Origin of the sequence: Acinetobacter gandensis (assembly GCF_001678755.1) — a bacterium.
GTDB classification, from domain to species: Bacteria; Pseudomonadota; Gammaproteobacteria; order Pseudomonadales; family Moraxellaceae; genus Acinetobacter; species Acinetobacter gandensis.
Genome location: NZ_LZDS01000029.1, coordinates 118,394 through 137,932, shown reverse-complemented (window position 1 = coordinate 137,932; position 19,539 = coordinate 118,394). Strand labels below are relative to the sequence as shown.

The 19,539-nt window shown below is 39.4% G+C and carries 16 protein-coding genes and 1 pseudogene; 10 read left to right on the top strand and 7 right to left on the bottom strand.

Annotated elements, in window-relative coordinates; genetic code table 11:
• Window positions 1–33 precede the first annotated feature (33 nt).
• Window positions 34–2,199, top strand: a complete 2,166-nt coding sequence (gene dnaX / locus A9J31_RS14195) for a DNA polymerase III subunit gamma/tau (protein ID WP_067767360.1) — start codon at window positions 34–36, stop codon at window positions 2,197–2,199.
• 39 nt (window positions 2,200–2,238) lie between these two features.
• On the opposite strand, the gene A9J31_RS14190 is transcribed toward dnaX, so the two are convergent.
• The 3 genes from A9J31_RS14190 to A9J31_RS14180 all read right to left on the bottom strand — a co-directional run bounded on the left by A9J31_RS14190 (window position 2,239) and on the right by A9J31_RS14180 (window position 5,102).
• A complete protein-coding gene (locus A9J31_RS14190; protein ID WP_171256709.1) occupies window positions 2,239–2,676 on the bottom strand; it encodes an acyl-CoA thioesterase in 438 nt (145 codons plus the stop codon).
• A 141-nt stretch (window positions 2,677–2,817) separates the two neighbouring features.
• Window positions 2,818–3,636 carry an OmpW/AlkL family protein gene (locus A9J31_RS14185; RefSeq protein ID WP_067767616.1) on the bottom strand — a complete coding sequence of 273 codons (819 nt, stop codon included), beginning with the start codon at window positions 3,634–3,636 and terminating at the stop codon, window positions 2,818–2,820.
• Window positions 3,637–3,941: 305 nt separating this feature from the next.
• Entirely contained in the window at window positions 3,942–5,102 is a 1,161-nt protein-coding gene (locus A9J31_RS14180) for an iron-containing alcohol dehydrogenase (protein ID WP_067767354.1), read from the bottom strand.
• Between the two features lie 117 nt (window positions 5,103–5,219).
• Here A9J31_RS14180 and A9J31_RS14175 point away from each other — a divergent pair, with 117 nt between their 5' ends.
• The 4 genes from A9J31_RS14175 to A9J31_RS14160 are packed head-to-tail and all read left to right on the top strand — an operon-like array spanning window position 5,220 to window position 8,986.
• Entirely contained in the window at window positions 5,220–5,735 is a 516-nt protein-coding gene (locus A9J31_RS14175) for a low molecular weight protein-tyrosine-phosphatase (protein WP_067767351.1), read from the top strand.
• Window positions 5,736–5,744: 9 nt separating this feature from the next.
• A complete protein-coding gene (gene murB / locus A9J31_RS14170) occupies window positions 5,745–6,785 on the top strand; it encodes a UDP-N-acetylmuramate dehydrogenase (RefSeq protein WP_067767348.1) in 1,041 nt (346 codons plus the stop codon).
• A 23-nt stretch (window positions 6,786–6,808) separates the two neighbouring features.
• Complete coding sequence (locus A9J31_RS14165; RefSeq protein ID WP_067767347.1) at window positions 6,809–7,942, top strand: YdcF family protein; 1,134 nt, start codon at window positions 6,809–6,811, stop codon at window positions 7,940–7,942.
• Entirely contained in the window at window positions 7,943–8,986 is a 1,044-nt protein-coding gene (locus A9J31_RS14160; RefSeq protein ID WP_067767346.1) for an alpha/beta hydrolase, read from the top strand.
• Window positions 8,987–9,068: 82 nt separating this feature from the next.
• On the opposite strand, the gene A9J31_RS14155 is transcribed toward A9J31_RS14160, so the two are convergent.
• Window positions 9,069–10,739: an FMN-binding glutamate synthase family protein gene (locus A9J31_RS14155; protein ID WP_067767344.1), complete on the bottom strand. Its 1,671-nt coding sequence runs from the start codon at window positions 10,737–10,739 to the stop codon at window positions 9,069–9,071.
• A 543-nt stretch (window positions 10,740–11,282) separates the two neighbouring features.
• Window positions 11,283–12,287 carry a helix-turn-helix transcriptional regulator gene (locus tag A9J31_RS14150; RefSeq protein WP_067767341.1) on the bottom strand — a complete coding sequence of 335 codons (1,005 nt, stop codon included), beginning with the start codon at window positions 12,285–12,287 and terminating at the stop codon, window positions 11,283–11,285.
• Window positions 12,288–12,667: 380 nt separating this feature from the next.
• Here A9J31_RS14150 and A9J31_RS14145 point away from each other — a divergent pair.
• The 5 genes and pseudogenes from A9J31_RS14145 to A9J31_RS14125 all read left to right on the top strand — a co-directional run.
• A pseudogene (locus A9J31_RS14145) lies at window positions 12,668–14,101 on the top strand (circularly permuted type 2 ATP-grasp protein); the annotation flags it as partial.
• Window positions 14,102–14,126: 25 nt separating this feature from the next.
• A complete protein-coding gene (locus tag A9J31_RS14140; protein WP_067767336.1) occupies window positions 14,127–14,729 on the top strand; it encodes an alpha-E domain-containing protein in 603 nt (200 codons plus the stop codon).
• A complete protein-coding gene (locus tag A9J31_RS14135; RefSeq protein ID WP_067767334.1) occupies window positions 14,726–15,505 on the top strand; it encodes a transglutaminase family protein in 780 nt (259 codons plus the stop codon). Before A9J31_RS14140 ends, A9J31_RS14135 begins: the two co-directional genes overlap by 4 nt.
• Window positions 15,506–15,523: 18 nt before the next feature.
• Window positions 15,524–16,258 carry a proteasome-type protease gene (locus A9J31_RS14130; protein WP_067767331.1) on the top strand — a complete coding sequence of 245 codons (735 nt, stop codon included), beginning with the start codon at window positions 15,524–15,526 and terminating at the stop codon, window positions 16,256–16,258.
• A gap of 98 nt (window positions 16,259–16,356) precedes the next feature.
• The gene (locus A9J31_RS14125; RefSeq protein WP_067767328.1) at window positions 16,357–16,779 is read left to right on the top strand and encodes a BLUF domain-containing protein; all 423 of its coding nucleotides are present in this window, start codon (window positions 16,357–16,359) and stop codon (window positions 16,777–16,779) included.
• A 47-nt stretch (window positions 16,780–16,826) separates the two neighbouring features.
• Here the strand turns inward: A9J31_RS14125 and alr are convergent, their stop codons facing one another.
• On the bottom strand, window positions 16,827–17,900 hold the full coding sequence (gene alr / locus A9J31_RS14120) for an alanine racemase (RefSeq protein ID WP_067767325.1): 1,074 nt from the start codon (window positions 17,898–17,900) through the stop codon (window positions 16,827–16,829).
• A 48-nt stretch (window positions 17,901–17,948) separates the two neighbouring features.
• Entirely contained in the window at window positions 17,949–19,391 is a 1,443-nt protein-coding gene (gene dnaB / locus A9J31_RS14115) for a replicative DNA helicase (RefSeq protein ID WP_067767323.1), read from the bottom strand.
• Between the last annotated feature and the right edge of the window lie 148 nt (window positions 19,392–19,539).

Sequence of the window (19,539 nt, the reverse complement as noted above, 5' to 3'; positions counted from 1 at the left end):
ACAGTATGCTTACACCTGTAAAAAGGAGCATACATGTATCAAGTACTTGCACGAAAATACCGTCCACGAAATTTCATTGAACTTGTGGGGCAAAACCATGTGTCACGTGCACTCACGAGTGCCTTAGAACGTGGTCGGTTACATCATGCGTATTTGTTTACAGGGACACGTGGTGTAGGTAAAACCACCATTGCGCGTATTTTGGCAAAATGTCTAAATTGTGAAACAGGGGTAACCTCAACCCCATGTGAAGTTTGTCCAACCTGTAAAGCGGTAAATGAAGGTCGTTTTATTGATTTAATTGAAATCGATGCGGCATCACGGACCAAAGTTGAAGATACACGAGAACTACTCGATAACGTTCCTTATGCTCCTACACAAGGCCGTTTCAAGGTTTACCTCATTGACGAAGTGCACATGCTATCAACGCACTCATTCAATGCGTTATTAAAGACTTTGGAAGAACCGCCAGAGCATGTGAAGTTTTTATTTGCAACGACAGATCCTCAAAAATTACCGATTACCGTAATTTCACGTTGTCTACAATTCACTTTGCGGCCTTTAGCAGTAGATGAAATTACTACGCATCTGACTGATATTTTACAAAAAGAACAAATTCAAGCGGAGCAAGATGCGATTTGGCAAATTGCCGAATCTGCACAAGGTTCGCTGCGTGACGCATTATCTTTAACTGACCAAGCGATTGCTTATGGTCAAGGTTCGATTCAACACCAAGATGTCAAAGACATGTTGGGTTTAATTGACCGTACGATTATTTATGATTTGATCTTAGCGATTCATCAAAATCAGCGTGAACGGGTCAGTGCTTTATTACTGCAATTCCGTCAACAAGCCTTGGATGTTTCTTTAGTTCTAGATCAATTAATTTCGACCTTGCATGAATTGGCATTGTTGCAATATTTGCCAGACTTGGCTTTAAAATATAGCGACGAGATTAATCAAAAAATCATGCAATTGTCGCAGTTAATTTCTGCACAAGATTTGCAGTTGTATTACCAAGTGGCTTGTAAAGGTCGTGCAGACCTACAGTTGGCGGTGACACAAGAGCAAGGTTTTGAGATGTGTGTGCTACGTTTGTTAGCATTCCGTCCATTACAACCGAATGAAATGTTAGTTTCTGCGGTACAGCAAGAAACAGCAGCACAGCCTCAACTGATTCAAGCGCAGACGAATACTCAGCCATTAGATGAGCAACCTTTAGAACAAACGAATGTGAATGTGCATCATTCACCAGTCAACGTTGCTACTGAACAGCCAGTTTCTGCAGCTGTGGTCGATACGCCGCCAGTTTTCGATGATTTTGATGATTCACATTATGATGAAGATGACGGTTTCGCATCAGCACCTGCTATCGATGAACCTTCATCAGATGACTTCTTAGATGAAGAGCTAGACGAGCAGTCAAAAATAGCAGATGCTGAACCTGAAAGTGTACACGCCGTAGTCGATGTGAGTGAACACGCTAAATCTGTGACTACTGCACAAAATGACACGATAGTCATGGATGCAGCTACTGAAGATACGCTATTTGATTTAGATGAAACGCCTAGTGTGGCAACGGCGGAGGTTAATGCAGCCGATATTGATTTCGAAGAAATTGCACCTTTAGAGTTAAGCATTACAGAATCTGTTCAAACACCACCAGTTGTGGAAGATACTCCGGTTGCTGTTAAGGTTGAAGATACATTTGATTTAGCTACACCAGATGTTGCTGAAACTACAGAGATGAACGTAGTTACAGCACCTGTCAGCGCTAATCTTATGCCTCAGGATATCTTGACTTTACAGCCACAAATACTTGAAGGTGAGTGGACTGTCGATAAGTGGGAGTATTGGTTCCGTAATAGTCAACTTTCACCGGCAGTACAAGAGTTGGCACAGCATGGCATTATGAGCGGAAGCATTGACGGGGAGTCGATTTTCCATATTCCCAAAAAATATGAAGCTTTAGTGACCCAGTTACAGCATGTTCTAGAACATGCCATCCGTGAGCAGTGGTCAAATGTTCATTTCCAAATTCGTTTTGAAGATGTAGATGATGTTACGCCATACGCATTACAGCATGTGCGAAAAGAAAAAGCTTTTGCTCGTGCGAGTGAATTACTGCATGCAGAGCCAGTGGTAAAAGATTTACTCAAAAGTTTTGATGGTGAATTACAAAATATCCAACTTAAATAAGCGTTAAGTTGGATACAGAATAGTTGAATAAATAAAAACTTATTTGACTAAAAATTGCATGAGAGCATCTCGCATATCATTCGGTATCGAAGTGCTTTTTCGTGTTTGGCGGTCAACAAAGACATGTACAAAATGGCCTTGTGCGGCAGCTTGGTCTTGACCTTGTTTGAAAATAGCAAGGTCATAACGTAGCGAAGAATTGCCAATTTTACTAATTGCAACACCTACTTCAATAATCTCTGGATAAGACAATTCTTGTAGAAAGCTACAAGCTGAATCAACCACTAAACCAATAATTGGGGAGTCTTTTAATTGAAATCCAGCATGTAGAATTAAAAGTGCGTTAGCTGCGGTGTCAAAGTAGCTGTAATAGGTCACGTTATTGACGTGACCATACATATCGTTATCGGCCCAACGTGTTTGTATTGGAAATAAAAAAGCATAATTTTGGCGTAATTTTAATACAGGTTTCATTATTGTGGATTCTAAATATACTTAGTACTGTTCAGTTGTTTTACCCAGCATTAGATAAAAGATCAAGCTGATATAAAAGATAAAAAGGTCATTCCAATTATAGAATAACCTTTTCAAAGAATGTATTTATCTAAAAAGAAACGTTTAAAAACGATATCCAAGACCGACGTAAGTCACGATAGGATTAATTTCGATTTCGCTACGTCCTTTTAAGATCGTTGCGCGAGGTATATCTTTGCCAATAAGTTTGGTATTTCCAACGACATCTAATTTTGCTGTAGTGGATAAATGGGCATAACTGACAGATGCGGTAGCGAACCAGTTTTGATTTAAGTTGTAGTCAAAACCTGCAATAGCTACAGGTGCAAAGGCATCATCAACTTTAATTTTTCCTAATTCAGGTTTTAATATAGCCAATAGGCCATTACTATTCAGTTCTGCATTGACATTCGGGTCTGCTTTAACATCGCTAAAATGTGCATACATCACACCAGCCCCAACATAAGGACGGAACTTATTGTTGATGGATCCGAAATGGTATTTTGCCAACAAAGTTGGGGTATACGCATCGGTTGTCGCAATTTTATCGAACTTACTTAAATCTGCAGCTTGTCCAACAACAGGTAAATCAATTGTTCCATGTCCAGAAAGTTCCATTTCTGGTGGAGCACCTAGAACCAGTTCTAAAGAAACGTTATCGTTAACAAAATAATCAAGCATTAGGCCTGCAGTATCAGCATCTTCAACTTCAAAACCTGCGCCCGGTGATGAAACTGAGCGTTCACCTAATAGGGGTGTTTGTTTTGTCGTCGAGCCAGAAATACCTTGTTTTTCACCTTGTGGCATCACATGTAACCAACCTGCTGATACGGCAAATCGTTTACCGTCACTGGTGGCTGCATGAGTTACAGAAAATGCGCTTAAAAGAGCAGTTGCCAAGATTGTTGTTTTATATAATTTTATAGCTAAGTCCATCTTTGTGTTTAGGTTCTCAATATCCTTTGAACCTGTTGATACAATCATAGGTTATGAAATCAACAAAACTCGTGAATAGTTAATAAAAATTACACAAGGTTTAAATTATTTTAGTATTTGTAAAAATAAATAAATTCATATAAAACAATTATATATTGATTTTATTTAAATATATATTTATAATATATTGATTAATATGTATAAGTTATAACTAGTCGTTTGTTTGAAAAATAAACAAATATAGTGACTATAGTGTGATTTGTATCACACTATAATTTGTGTGAAAATTACAATTAAACATAGATCGCTTGATAAATATCCCGAGCATCCTGCAACTTAAGTTCACGTGGATTATTTTGCAATAAACGTGTTTGCAATAAGGCATCATGTGCTAACTCATCAATCATCTGTTCAGGCACATTGAGTTGATTCAATTTTAATGTCAATCCACTAGAATCTAAATGATTTTGCATGTGGTCTATGAACAAGTCACATAAGCCGTCAGTACAACCTGTACTATATGGATCAAGCCAAGTCATGAGTTCAGCATAGTGTTGTTTCGCTACAGGAGCATTAAATTTTAAAACCTCAGTGAGTACCAAAGCATTGGTATGCCCATGCGAGAGATGAAAATGTCCACCAAGCGGATATGCCAAGGCGTGTACGGCAGCAACGGGAGAATTTGCAAAGGCTTGTCCAGCTAGCATTGAACCTACCAACATGTGTTGCCTTGCTTCTAAATCATGTCCATCTTGTAATACCAATTTCAAATTTTTATTGAGTAGTTTTAAGGCTTGTTTTGCAAGCATGTCGGCATAAGGATTCTTTTTTACTTTGGAGGTATAGGCTTCAATCGCATGTACCATAGCATCAATGCCAGTTGCCGCTGTGATATGTGTAGGTAGGTCACAGGTAAATGTTGCATCAAGGATAGCGATGTCAGCATATAAAACAGGTGAGACGATGCCTGTTTTGGTGGTTTTACCGGTAGTAACAATAGAAATAGGGGTAACTTCTGAACCTGTACCTGCTGTAGTTGGCACTAAAATTAAAGGTAGTCGTGGGCGTTTTGCATTTCCCACGCCATATAAGTCAGCAAGTTGTTGTGTTTGTTCAGGATGTGCCAAAATTGCAATCAGTTTGGCTACATCCATTGAACTACCACCACCAAAACCCAAGATCAAATCAATTTTTTCATTTTTGGCAAACTGCACAGCATCTAATACGATGTGTTCAGCAGGGTCGGCCTGAATGCTTGAGTAAACAACATAGTCTTGCTGCATACTTTCGAGTATTTCAAGCAAAGGAAGATGCAGTTGTTGTTTTAGCATGCCGGGGTCTGTAACCAGTAGTACGCGTTTCGGTTGATATTCTTGAAGAACATCTTTTAATTGCTGAATCGAGCCTAAGCCAGAAATAATATTGCTGACGGTTTGAAACTGAAAATTACTCATTGGCTTATCCCTAATTTTTATATCGAAATGAACATTATTCTTGAGTCTTGATATAGGATTCATCTTGTAAATAACTTAACATAAGACGCTTGAAATAAAAGTACTCTTGAGGTTGTTATGTCATCCAGCACGCCATACAAGGTGTTGTGTGTTTGTTTAGGAAATATTTGTCGTTCTCCCACGGCGGAAGTGGTTCTGAGACATTTTTGTGATGAAGCTCAACTCAATATACAGGTCGATTCTGCGGGTACAAGCAATTATCATCCTGGTAAAGCGCCTGACAGTCGCAGTCAAAAACATGCAAAATTACGTGGTTATAATTTATCGTCGCTGCGTGCACGTCAATTAACCATACAAGATTTCATTGATTTTGATCTTATATTAGCGATGGATTATGAAAATTTAAAAAATATTCAACAACTCATGGCACAAGCTCAACGCCAATTTGGCACATTGCGTGCTCAAATCTCGCTTATGAGTCAGTATGATGGTCAATATCCGCAGCAGGAAGTTCCTGATCCTTATTATGGTGGGGATGCTGGATTTGAACACGTTTTAGATCAATGTGAATCGAGTAGTCAGGCCTGGGTCAATTTTTTACAAAATCAATTTAAAGCACAGCAGAATTATTAAGGTTTAAGAATGCACATTCAAACACAGGTTCAACTTAAGCCTTTTAACACATTAAGTCTGGATGCCGTCGCATCACATTATGTCCGTATTCAATCTGTTGCAGATATTCAATCTGCATTGGACTTTGCCGCAGCAGAAAATCTGAATGTTTTGGTATTGTCAGGTGGTAGTAATATGCTTTTACCTGAACAGATTCATGCATTGGTGATGCATATGGATATTCAGGGTATTGAACGTATTTCAGAAGACGCAGATACATGTACCATACGTGTCGGTGCTGGACAGGTATGGCATGATTTTGTACTGTGGACGACGAAACATAATTTATTTGGTCTGCAAAACTTAGCCTTAATTCCAGGTTTAGTGGGTGCATCACCTGTACAAAACATTGGAGCTTATGGTGTAGAAGCAGGTGAGTTTATTGAGTCAGTGCAAGTTTATGACCGTCAAATAGCACAAAATATTAGTATTGCTGCGCAGGATTGTCATTTTTCTTATCGTCATAGTATCTTTAAAGATGAACCAGAACGTTATGTGATTAGTCATGTCACTTTTAAACTATTAAAACAGCCAGATTTGAAATTAAATTATGGTGATCTAAAAGCTGCAGTTGGTGCTGATCTGACAGCAGAAAATTTGCAAAATCAGGTCATCCATATTCGTCAAACTAAATTGCCAGATCCTAAAGATTATCCAAATGTAGGCAGTTTTTTTAAAAACCCAGTGATTAGTCAGCAAGCATTTGACCAAATTGCACAACAATTTCCAAATTTGCCCCATTACCCGCAGCCGAATAATGAAGTTAAGCTTGCTGCAGGCTGGTTAATTGACCAAGCAGGCTGGAAAGGTAAAACATTAGGTGCAGTTGGTATGTTCCATAAGCAAGCTTTGGTGCTTGTGAATTATCAACAAGCTAGTTTGCAAGATGTACGTGCAACGTATAAAGCCGTACAACATGATGTTTTTCAAAAATTTAACATTGAATTGCATCCTGAGCCTGTATTATTTGATACACAAGGTCTCATTTGCTCGCATCAAGATGAATGCTAATCATAGGACATAGGTTTTACTGAATGAATAAGACACATTGGATGGTTCGCCTTGTACAAATAGTCGCTGTGCTATTTGTACTGTTCGGCTGTCTAATGATTTTTATATATTCACCTTTCTATTCAAAGCTGGTGGTGAAAGGGCTGAATTATTTTGTTCCTGTTGAGGTAAATCAGTTAGCAGCGCAAAGCCAAAAAATGGGGGCTTTGAGTGATGAGGATGGTTATGAACCCGGCTCGGATATGTGGATTGCACGTCAGGCCTATTTGAAGCTGATGGAGCAGGCGATTCAGTCAGATGAGCCCCAGGACTTAACGGTCATTCAAGCGCGTTATAAAGCGTTGCAACAATTGATTGAAGAAGAGCAACAGAAAGAAAATGATCAGAAAGAAAAGCCGAAAGTTCCACTGTTAAATACCGTTGAAATGTCTGCTTCGGAAATTCAAGCCGATAATCCTGCACAAAAAATGAAGGATTTACTTGATTTAAATAGTGAAGAAAATAAAGGTTTGATGACGCAGTATCTTGAGTTTTTAAAAACGCATGAAATTGAGCAAGCTGCATCTGAAGCAGAGCCGATTGATGATGCCACTTATCATGATTTGGCAAAATTACAGGGACAAAATCAACCTGTTAAACAGCCAACTGCAGAACCTTATGCAATTGTGGTATTGGGCGGTGGTTTAACACTGGATAAAAATGATAAAGATATTGTGGTTAATGACTATACCCGTTTACGTTTAGAAACCACGCTTGATGTTGAACGCCAGTATAAATTACCAATTGTATTAAGTGGGGTTGAAGCCCCCTATATGCAAGCATGGTTAAAGGCGCGTGATGTTGATGCCAAGTTACTTGAAGATCGCAGCATGAACACATGCGAAAACTCTCGATTTAGCTCATTATTACTACAGAAAAAAGGCGGTGCGCCAACGGTGATTTTGATTACGGATCAATACCATATGCCGCGTACACGCCGTTTATTTGCATTAAATGGTATTGAAACCATTCCTGTGGAAGCACCGATGCCGACCTCACTTACAGCTTGGCGACCAAGTGAAAAAAATTACGATCATAGTCGCCGGGCAAATTATGAATTATTGGCCACCTTACGTGATGTTTGGTTTGGCTCTAGCGATTGTCGCGAGGTACCTTAAATGCCAGATATCCCATTTTTAAATCCCTCGATTTTAAAACAATTAGACCTTCCAGTTCCAAGCCGTGAACATACGCCTCAGTTGCTTGAAGCATTAAATTTAAATCGCAAATTTGAGCCGACCGTAGAGATTCAGTCATATCGTCGTTTATATGCACTTGATGCTCTAGATTGTGAACATTGGCAAGGATATGTTGAAATGCCATTATTTAAAGTTCATGTTCAAGTATTTAAACCCAATTTAAAATCTGAAGACGAACAACTCAAAGGCACAGTTTTTCTGTTACATGGTTATTTAGAGCATAGTGGCATTTATCAACCGATCATTCGTGAGTTGCTCGATCAAGGTTTTAGTGTACTGACTTATGATTTGCCTGGACATGGTTTAAGTAATGGTTCGCCTGCGAGTATTCAAAACTTTGATCATTATCAGCAAGTATTAGAGTCGGTGTATCGCTATGTTAAACATGCTGCGCAATTGCCGACACCTTGGTTGGGTATTGGCCAAAGTACCGGTGGGGCAATTTGGCTACATCATTTACTCGATTTTGCAGAACGTCGCGAAAATCCATACGTGGAGCGGGTGCTATTATTATCGCCGCTGATTCGTCCAGCGAAATCGGCGTGGTGGCATAATTCGGTTGGACTTGGCATTATTCGCAGAATCAAGCGCGAAGTTCCACGTCATTTCCGTCGTAATAACCATAACCCTGAATTTTTGCGTTTTGTCCGTTTAAAAGATCCGCTACAACCTCGTATGATGGGTATGGACTGGATTTTGGCTATGTCAAAATGGATGCAGGAAATGGAAGCACGTCCTGCCTGTCGTATTCCAGTATGGTTAGCGCAGGGTGCTCAGGATCAAACAGTGGATTGGCGCTATAACATTGAGTTTATTCGTCGTAAGTTTCGATTACAAACTTTACTGATGCTCGAAGAGGGCTCACATCAGTTAATTAATGAACGTGCTGATATTCGAGCGGCTTTGACAGGATTAATTCCGGCATTTTTACATGCACAGCCCAATAGTAAGTCTTACTATTAATTAATATTTTTTAGACATTCAGATAGTAAAAAAGAGGCTTTAAAGCCTCTTTTTTTATAGTTCATTGGCCGTCGTGTATGAATTAGAACTTTTCTAAACTCGCCATATTCCACATACGGAAATAAAAGTTTTCGTCATCTTTATTTTCACAACTTAAAAGTTCACCATCTTTGAGCCAAAAATGCAGTTGAGCATAATTTTTGATTTCACGATTATTAATGCGCTGTGCGAGGTGATGGGCACGTATATCCGCAGGATGCTGTAAACCTGCAGAAGCAATCAGTTCAGACAAGCCATGCATGGTATTTTTATGAAAATTAAAAACACGCTCAGCCTTAGTGGGTACATGAATGGCTTTTTGGCGGTCTTTATCTTGGGTCGCGACACCGACAGGACATTGGTTGGTATGGCAGCTTTGCGCTTGAATACAACCCACAGCAAACATAAAACCGCGTGCTGAATTCACCCAATCCGCACCAATAGCCATGGTGCTAGCGATATCAAATGCACTGATAATTTTCCCGCTGGCGCCGACTTTAATTTTTGAACGCAGTCCTGCACCAATCAGTGTGTTGTTCACAAAGAGTAAACCTTCACGTAGAGGTGTACCCATATTGTCAATCAACTCAATTGGCGCAGCTCCTGTGCCACCTTCAGAGCCATCTACTACAATAAAATCTGGATAGATTTTGGTGTGTAGCATGGCTTTTACAATACTCATAAACTGCCAAGGCTGACCGATACATAATTTAAAGCCCACAGGTTTACCATTAGACAATTCGCGTAATTGCTGAATGAATTGCATCATCTCAATAGGTGTGCTGAATGCAGGATGGCTAGAAGGAGAGATGCAATCATGTTCGCGACTCACACCACGAATTTGTGCAATTTCTTCTGAAATTTTATCTTTAGGAAGAATACCGCCATGACCTGGCTTTGCACCTTGTGAAAGTTTAATTTCAATCATCTTCACTTGCGGAAGCTTGGCTTGCTCAGCAAAGCGTACTGGGTCAAATTGACCATCGATGGTACGACAACCAAAATAACCACTACCGAGTTCCCAAACAATATCACCACCATTTTCGAGATGATACGGACTAATGCTTCCTTCGCCAGTATCATGGTAGAAATTACCCATCTTGGCACCTAAATTCAGCGCACGAATGGCATTGGCACTCAAACTACCAAAACTCATCGCTGAAATATTCAAAATTGAAGCACTATAGGGCTGGGTACATTGTTCATTACCAATGCTAATCCGAAAGGTTTCAGGAATGGCGGGTACACACGGTGTAAGAGAGTGATTTAGAAAGCGGTAGTCATTTTGGTATACATCGACAATAGAGCCAAACGGTTTATCTGCATTTTGATTTTTTGCACGTTGATAGACTAGACTGCGTTGCATACGTGAAAAAGGTAATGCATCTTGGTCTGATTCAATAAAATATTGACGAATTTCGGGACGGAATTCTTCAAACAAAAAACGAAAATGGCCCATGATTGGGTAATTTTTTAAGATCGAATGTCGATTTTGTAAAACGTCATATAAACCTAAGAAGCTCAGCGCAATACTAATCACCCAAATCGTATTCAGTAAGGTTTCAGGGATAAAGTACTGAAGATAGTGCGGTGAATAGCCGAAATAAAAATTGGTAATCAATAAGGCAATAAAAATGCAGAGAAACCAAATAGAATGTCGTGAGAAAAAAGTATTTAAAAGTTTATGTCGAATGGTTTGTGCTGGACTTGGCATGTTTTAGACAATCTTATGAGCTCAGTTTCTACTAATTTGCCGAGTTTACATACAATGCTCAAGCTTTAATTTGTTGATTCAGTGTAGCTTTGTTCTAAAAATTGCGCATTTAGATGGGAGATGGCGTTTTGGGCATTTAGATATAAGAAAATATAAAAACTTGTTTAAGAAAAAATCTGCAAAGTTGATCAATTCTTGTTATTTCCATCTTTGCAACGCGGCCGCTATATTGATTTTACTTCCACTGAACGAGGTTTTTATTATGACAATGAAATCTATTCGATATAATAATTCAGACTTAGCTTGCTTATGTCAGTCTTAATTTATACGAATCATGAGAAATTCGTGCTATGGCATAAGGTTTTCAGCAGAGCCTTATGCACTAGTTCCAAATGGCATTAACCACAATAATCACAACAATATTCTAAAAAATTAGACAGTCCCATATTTGGGACTTTTTCTTTTAAAGTAAAAAGAAGATTATTGATGTGATTTTCTTCTAAATTAAGGCTAAACCACTGTAAAACTAAAACGGTTCAAAGTTTAGTCTTCTTCATTTATCTGTTGTACAACAATTGAAACTTCTTCAGGTTCAATCTTTTTCAATTTTTTACCGAAACTGCGTAACCACCAGACCAATTGAGATGTAAAGGGCACAGTTGCACTAACTTCAGCTAAACCGAATTCATTTTTATAAATGGTTTGATCCTTACTGAGTTGGCTTTCTTCAAAATACAACGCATCACGTTCAGACATGGTCAATTTTAATTGAATCATTTCAGTCGGTTTATTGAAGTCTACGCGGAAACCCAGTGCGCCAGAGTCAATATAGCCATCTATATCAAAATCAACAGGATGTAGCGCACGTGAATTTAATACAGTCGCTGACTTAAAACGGTGCAGGGCAAAGGTTTGAATGTCAGTTTTATCATGTCGTGTGCACACTAAATAAATAATCGCACCTTTTTGGACCAAAGCTAAAGGGTTGAGAATATAGGTTTTTTCTTCACTTTGTTGACCACGACCTTGATAAATACATTCCAATTGTTTGTCTTGTAATAAGCCTTCATAAATCGCTTGTTGTGATGCTTTATCAACCACCGGAGGAATGGAGGGTTGTGTTGCAGGAACGATACGGACACGGTTAATCCATTGGCGTACATTATTTTGAGAAGAGAGGCTACGACGTGCCAAATCGAACCAAGGATTCATCTCTTCAATGAGACTCGGTGGTAGTAAATGTTTGAGATGTTCTTCTACCATCATGAATGTAACCGCTTGCGAACTAGTCATATGCGGCAAACTCTGAATTGGAGCATCTGAGCGCCAACGCCAGCCTTGAGGTGTGGTTTTACTGCTTTCAATAGGGAAGCGAAGCGAAATTTGATTTAAATCACGTTGGATGGTGCGCAGGCTAATATCAATGCCTTCGCGATTTAGGATTTCCTGTAGTTCACGTGTTCCCATCCACTTACCTGTGGATAATCGTGAAAGAATTTGCCACTGGCGATAGAGGCTATTCGACGTTTCTTTTTCTTGTGAAGACATAATCTCAAACTTGAACTGATCTTGAAATGAATAAAATGATGCTGTTGGACACAATATGGAATCTTCATGTGTTTCGCAAGTCTTGAAATTAAAAAATAAGCTTTGACGCTGCTAAAGCATTTAGAAACATCTTGAGCAGTTTGATGCTGTACCCCTTACTGAATTTGATGCATAAATAAACAGATGAGCTGTGTGTAATGCCGTGGCATGTTTATTGCTTAATCTTATTTACAATAGATTACAAGAAACGTGGAGTTGCTATGCTGAAAGAGAACCGTAATACAACTTCGGATGGAATTGAGGGTTTGGGGGTGGAGCTTGGCGGTCATTTTACGACAGCACTTGCACTAAGAACATCACCAGTAGCACGAGGGTATGCGCTGTTTGATCAACTCAATTCAAATTTTTTTAATGAAATACGTGACAACAAGGCATTGAGTACTACAACTGCCCAACAACTTGAACAGTGGTTATCACATCATACTTTGGAAGAGCTCAAACAGCTAAATCAAGTGGCGAAACAACATTTTCTTTATGAGGGTATTACTTTTACGGTTTATGGTGAAGATGAAGGTATAGAGCGTACGATTCCTTACGATTTAATTCCACGTGTGATGGCACGTAAAGAATGGAATAATTTAGCTTTGGGCTGTGCGCAGCGGATAAAGGCGTTAAATTTATTTTTACATGATGTTTATCATCAGCAAGATATTTTAAAAGCGGGGATTATTTCTGAACTACAAGTGTTAACCCATGAAGCCTATCAACCACAAATGTATAAGCATTCTTTAAAGGGCAAAATTTATAGCCAAATCAGTGGAATTGATATTATTCGTGACAATAAAGGCGAATTTTACGTTCTAGAAGATAATTTAAGAACCCCATCGGGTGTGTCTTATATGTTAGAAAGCCGCAAAATCAGTCAAAAATTAATGCCTGAGCTGTGTCAGCAAAGCAATATCATGGGTATTGAGCAGTACCCACAGTTACTGCGTGAAATTTTAGCTGAAAATGCTTATGTAGATAATCCGTTTATTGTTGTCTTAACACCCGGTCGCTATAACAGTGCATATTATGAACATGCGTTCTTGGCAAGAGAAATGGATGTTCCCTTAGTGACATCACGTGACCTTTATGTAGAAAACGATAAGGTTTATGTGAAAACAGTCAAAGGTCGACAACAAGTTGATGTAATTTATCGTCGTGTGGATGATGCTTTTCTTGACCCGTTATGTTTTAAACCTGACAGTACATTGGGTGTAGCAGGACTCATGTCAGCTTATATGCACCATAATGTGGTTATTGCCAATGCGCCGGGTACGGGCGTTGCAGATGATAAATCGATTTATCCGTATGTCGATAAAATGATTCATTTCTATTTAGGTGAAAAAGCTATTTTAAAGAATGTGCCAACCTATCAGTGTCGCGAGCAGCATGATTTAGATTATGTTTTGGCCAACATGGAACAACTTGTGGTGAAAGAAGCACAGGGTTCGGGTGGTTATGGCATGCTGATTGGCCCACAAGCATCAGCACAAGAAGTGAATCTATTTAAAGATAAAGTCGTTGCAGCACCGCATTTATATATTGCCCAACCGACATTGGATTTGTCTGTCAGCCCGACTTTATGTGAGGCAGGTATTTCAGAACGTCATATTGATCTTCGACCGTTTGTCTTGAGTTCTCCATATCGCACTGAAATTGTGCCAGGTGGTTTGACGCGTGTCGCAATGCAAGCAGGTTCACTGGTCGTGAATTCATCGCAAGGTGGCGGCATTAAGGATACATGGGTCGTAGACGATTTACGCTCATAAGAACTCCAAAATAAGGAGCAACACGATGATTTTATTAAATAGTAACGCTGAACATATTTTTTGGTTAGGTCGTTATTTAACGCGTACACAATATTTGTGCAGTTTATTTCCGTTTCAAACGTCTGATGATGCAGTCAATTATGCGCATGCATTTTGCTTACCTGCTTTTGATGCGGCTTCTCTCAATGAGCTGGTTTTGAATCCAGAACAGCCAGCATCATTTTCCAGTCAATTTGAATGTGCGCGTGGCAATATTCAGGACTTGCGTGGAGTGCTTTCTGCAAAAAGTTATGCGGAATTGAATCAGCTTATTCGAAATGCCAGTGATAATCCTGGTTATATCTGTGATGTTGTCAATGAATGCCAAGAGGTTTTAGAAACTGAATCTGAAGATGTATTTTTATTTTTTAGTTTGGGGCAGTGCTTAGAACAATTTGATCGTCAACTTCGTATGCATCAGGATACGCAAACGACACTATCTAAAATTGAACATATTGTGAGTGCATTAGTTTCACAAGGTTGGGATAGTTTAGATGACGCATGGTTAAAATTAAAAGCTGAGCCAAATAGTCAAAATTTTTATCATTTTAGTGACTATATTCAAAACCTATTTGAGGTGAATATATGAAATTAATGGTTAACCATCAAACACATTATTTTTACAGTGATCTGGTAAATAGCAGTATTCAATACATCAAAATGACGCCATCAACCAATTCACATCAATGTGTCAAACATTGGGATGTGAGTGTACCAGGCGTGCGTGAAATGAAACTGGATGCATTTCGTAATGTGTGGTTGACCACAACTCAACGTAAGCCATATCAGCAGATGACCATCATGGCGCAAGGAATTGTGGAAATGAATCCCAATAAGCCTGAAGGGGTACAGGATGACCTCAATCCAAATCTCTTTTTACAGCCTACTTTAAGCACCATGTGTGATACAGACATGAAAAGTTTCGCCGATTGTTATGTGCCTAGAATCAATCGTGCCAACCTCATTCGTTTATCTGAGGCAATTTTGGAGCATATTCCTTATGTCTCAAATCAAACGTCTGTACATACGTCAGCTATTGAGGCTTTTCAGCGTCGTCAGGGGGTATGTCAGGATCATAGCCATGTCATGATAGCGATGTGTAAATATTTAGGTATTCCTGCACGTTATGTATCCGGTTATTTATATGTACCACATATGGCTCACCTTGCGAGTCATGCATGGGTAGAAGCGTATTTAGATGATACATGGTATTGTTTTGATACAAGTAATCAGTTGTTTACACCACAATCACACATTTATGTTGCTGTTGGACGGGATTACTGGGATGTAGCTCCTGTACGCGGTGTACGTGATAAAGGCGGCGTTGAGTCAATGAACTCAATTGTTCAGGTGTTGGGCTGTTAATCATTTAGAGGGAAAAAGATGACTTATTGTTGTGCATTACGTTTACAGGATGGCATGGTATTTATTAGTGATACACGTACCAATGCAGGTGTTGATCATATTTCTGTTTTTCGTAAATTATATACTTTTGGGGTGCCTGGCGAGCGTTTTATTGCCATACAAACCTCGGGTAATTTAGCGACAACACAAGCGGTCATCGGACATTTAAAAAATCAACTTGAAGTGAAGCAAGAGCCAAATTTATACAGTGTAAATACCATGTTCGAAGTGGCTGAATTGGTGGGGCATACCTTAAAAAAGGTGATTGCCGATGTAACCTCAGATACGCTTGAACAGAGTAATTACTATTGTAGCTTATTGGTCGGTGGGCAAATTCAGGGTGCAGAAATGCAGCTTTATAACATTTACCCGCAAGGTAATTTTATTTGTGCTACATCAGATACGCCTTATTTCCAAATTGGTGAAAGTAAATATGGAAAACCGATTTTAGATCGGACGTTGCGATACGATATGCCCCTAGATGAGGCAATGCGATGTAGTTTAATTTCCTTTGATTCAACAATTCGCTCAAATGTATCAGTTGGAATGCCTTTAGATGCGTTGATCTATAAAAAAGATAGCCTTGAAATGCCAAATGGCAAACGTATTTATGAAGAAGATCCTTACTTCACAATGATCAGCAAAGGTTGGTCTGAAGCGTTGCGGCAGGGACTAATTGAATTGGCTAAACCGACAGAAGATTATTTTAATTAATTTATTTACTGACTAATGCTATGTTAAAACTGTATTAGAATCCGATAGTTCCAATGCAGTTTTTTTTCGGGATAAATAAAGATGAGGGCAGTTTAATCATGAAGCAACTCTGTTATGTAAGCTGTTCAACATCATCTTCTATAACATTGCTGGAAGATTTAAGAAATATACTCAGTGAAGCACGGGATTTTAACTATCGCAACGCAATTACAGGGGTGCTGTACTACGCAGATGGCTACTTTTTTCAGTGTTTGGAAGGTGAAGATCCAGTGCTTGAGTTGCTTGTGGAAAAGCTGCGAAAAGATTCTCGACATCGGGAGATTATGATCTATGGATTAAAGACCATTGATCAAACACATTTTGCAGACTGGTCGATGAAATATGTTAGCAGAAGCAGCCATGCGCTTCAGTATTTGCATGAACAAGGGCAGGATAAATTTAGACCATTTGCTTTAAATCCTGATCAGGTAGAAGCATTTGTAGCGTATTTATATGATGCACAGCCTGATGAAGCTGCCTAAATAAAAAAGCCCAGAACAGATTCTGGGCTTTTTTAAGCATGATTCATTTATGCCAGTTTGCGGACAGGACGTGCACTCATACGGCAAAGTAATTCGTATCCAATCGTACCATTAGCTTCAGCTACATCGTCGACTAAGCGCTCTTTGCCCCATAGTTCAACTTCTGTACCAATCGGTGCATTGATATGGGTCACATCAATAGCAATCATGTCCATTGCTACACGACCAATCAAACGAGTTTGTTGCCCGTTAATCGAAACATAGTTTTGTTTCGGGAAAGCACGAGGATATCCATCGCCATAGCCAATAGAAACGATAGCGAGTTGCATTTCTTGTTCAGCAATAAACGTCGAGCCATAACCAACGGACTCACCGGCTTGAATGGTATTTAAAGCAATAATTTCAGCAGTAAATGTCATTACAGGTTTTAGATCTAGTTCAGCAACAGTCTTGTCTGCAAATGGTGTTGCACCATACAGCATGATACCGGGGCGAACAAAATCAAAGTTTAATTCAGGCCATTTAAAAATCGCCGCTGAATTACAGCAAGAACCCATAATCGGTGCACATGCTTCTTTCACCTGTAAGAATTGATCACGCTGTTGATCATTCAAAGGGTAGTTTTCTGCATCCGCATTAGCAAAATGCATTGCCAGAACACAAGTAAAGCCTTCGGCTTTAAGTGAATTAATCACTTCAATAATTTCAGGGACTTTAAAACCAAGGCGGTTCATACCGCTGTTTAGTTTGACCCAAACTTTTAAGCCTTGAGCAATATAGGCATCTTTATGGGCACGTAACCAATCCAATTGTTGTTGGTGGTGCACGACACATTCAATTTTTTTATCGATGACGATTTGCATTTCATCATCTGAAAAAATCCCTTCAATCAGTGTAATTGGCTGTTCATAACCAAGTTCACGAATTTCTAAGGCTTCTTCTAGGCAGGCAACACCAAAGGCATCACTGTCTTTTAAGGCTGCTAAGCAGTCTTTAACTCCATGTCCATAAGCATTGGCTTTTACCATGCTTACAATTTTAGCAGTTGGGGCAAGTTGTTTGACACGGTTTAAATTATATTGAAGTGCTTCTTGATCAATATAAACTGTAGCTTGGCGCACCCTAAATACTCCTACAGGGTCGATGAGATAATTGATGATGAAGTGTCTTTACTCTTCATCATCATACTGAGCATAAAACTCAGGAGAGAGGTTACTAAATTTGGTATATTGGCCTTCAAAGGCTAGACGAACAGAGCCAATTGGGCCGTTACGTTGTTTACCAATAATAATTTCTGCTGTACCAGCTTCTTTTGACTCTTTGTTATATACCTCGTCACGGTAAATAAACATGATCAAATCGGCATCCTGCTCGATCGCACCAGATTCACGTAAGTCTGACATGACTGGACGTTTATTTGGGCGGTTTTCCAGTGATCGGTTCAACTGCGACAGCGCAATAACAGGGCAGTTCATTTCTTTTGCTAAGGCTTTGAGGCTTCGTGAAATTTCCGAAATCTCACCGACACGGTTATCACCCATACCTGGGACTTTCATTAACTGTAAGTAATCGACCATGATGCAACCGAGCTTACCACCATGCATTTTTGCAATACGGCGAGCACGAGCACGTACTTCCGTTGGCGGTAGCGCTGAGGAGTCATCAATGTATAAGTTCTTTTCTTGTAAATGCACGATGGTACTGGTCACTTTAGACCATTCATCTGCATCCATTTTACCAGCACGTAAATGCCCTTGATGTACACGACCAAAGGAGGAAATTAAACGCATCGCAATGGAGTCGGCTGGCATCTCCATTGAATAAACCAGAGCGGGTAAGTTATTGTTAAACAATACACTTTCAACCAAGTTCATGGCGAAAGTCGTTTTACCCATAGATGGACGTGCGGCAACAATAATTAAATCGCCTGCTTGCATACCTGAAGTTTTATTATCGAGTTCAACGAAGCCAGTGGTTAAACCGGTAATACTGCCTTCCGTTTGTGATAGTTCATTTAACTTATCAAAAACACTAGCAACAACTGAGTTAATCGCTTTCGGCCCTTGGGCTTTGGCGTTGTTATTGTGTTGTTCAGCAATAGAGAAAATATTGGTTTCAGCTAAGTCTAAAATTTCACTAACTGTGCGACCTTTGGTGTCATAGGCATTTTGTAAAATTTCAGAGCTGACCTTAATCATATTACGTAAGGTTGAGAACTCTTTAATTTTGGCTGCATACGTTTCAATGTTATAGAAACTTGAAGGGGAATCTGACATCAATTGCATCAGATATTCTTCACCACCAGCAGCATCAAGTAGGTTTTGTTTAATCAGCCAGTCATTGACCAGCACAGCATCATACGGTGAATTTTCTTTCGATAATTGATCGATGGCTCGGAAAATATATTTATGTCGTGTTGCATAAAAATCAGCTTCTGTCAACACATCACCCACTTGCTCAAAAGACTCAGCCACAGTCATAAGTGCGGCTAGTACAGCTTGTTCAATGGCAAGATTATGGGGTGGGGTACGAAACTCTTTCAGCTGACCTTGTTCAGTCGGTTTTGCTGCTGAAGTTGAATTTTGCTTGCTGTTGGCATTCGCCTGTGACATAAAAATCCCTGATGATCAATTCACTGGATGCGGTAAAAAGTGGGGTTGAAAAATGTTGTTTCAACGCTTCATACAACCGAAATAATAGGCGTTTTATCCGCAATTGCGAAACAACTATTTCCGATTAAACCATGATTTCATACATTGG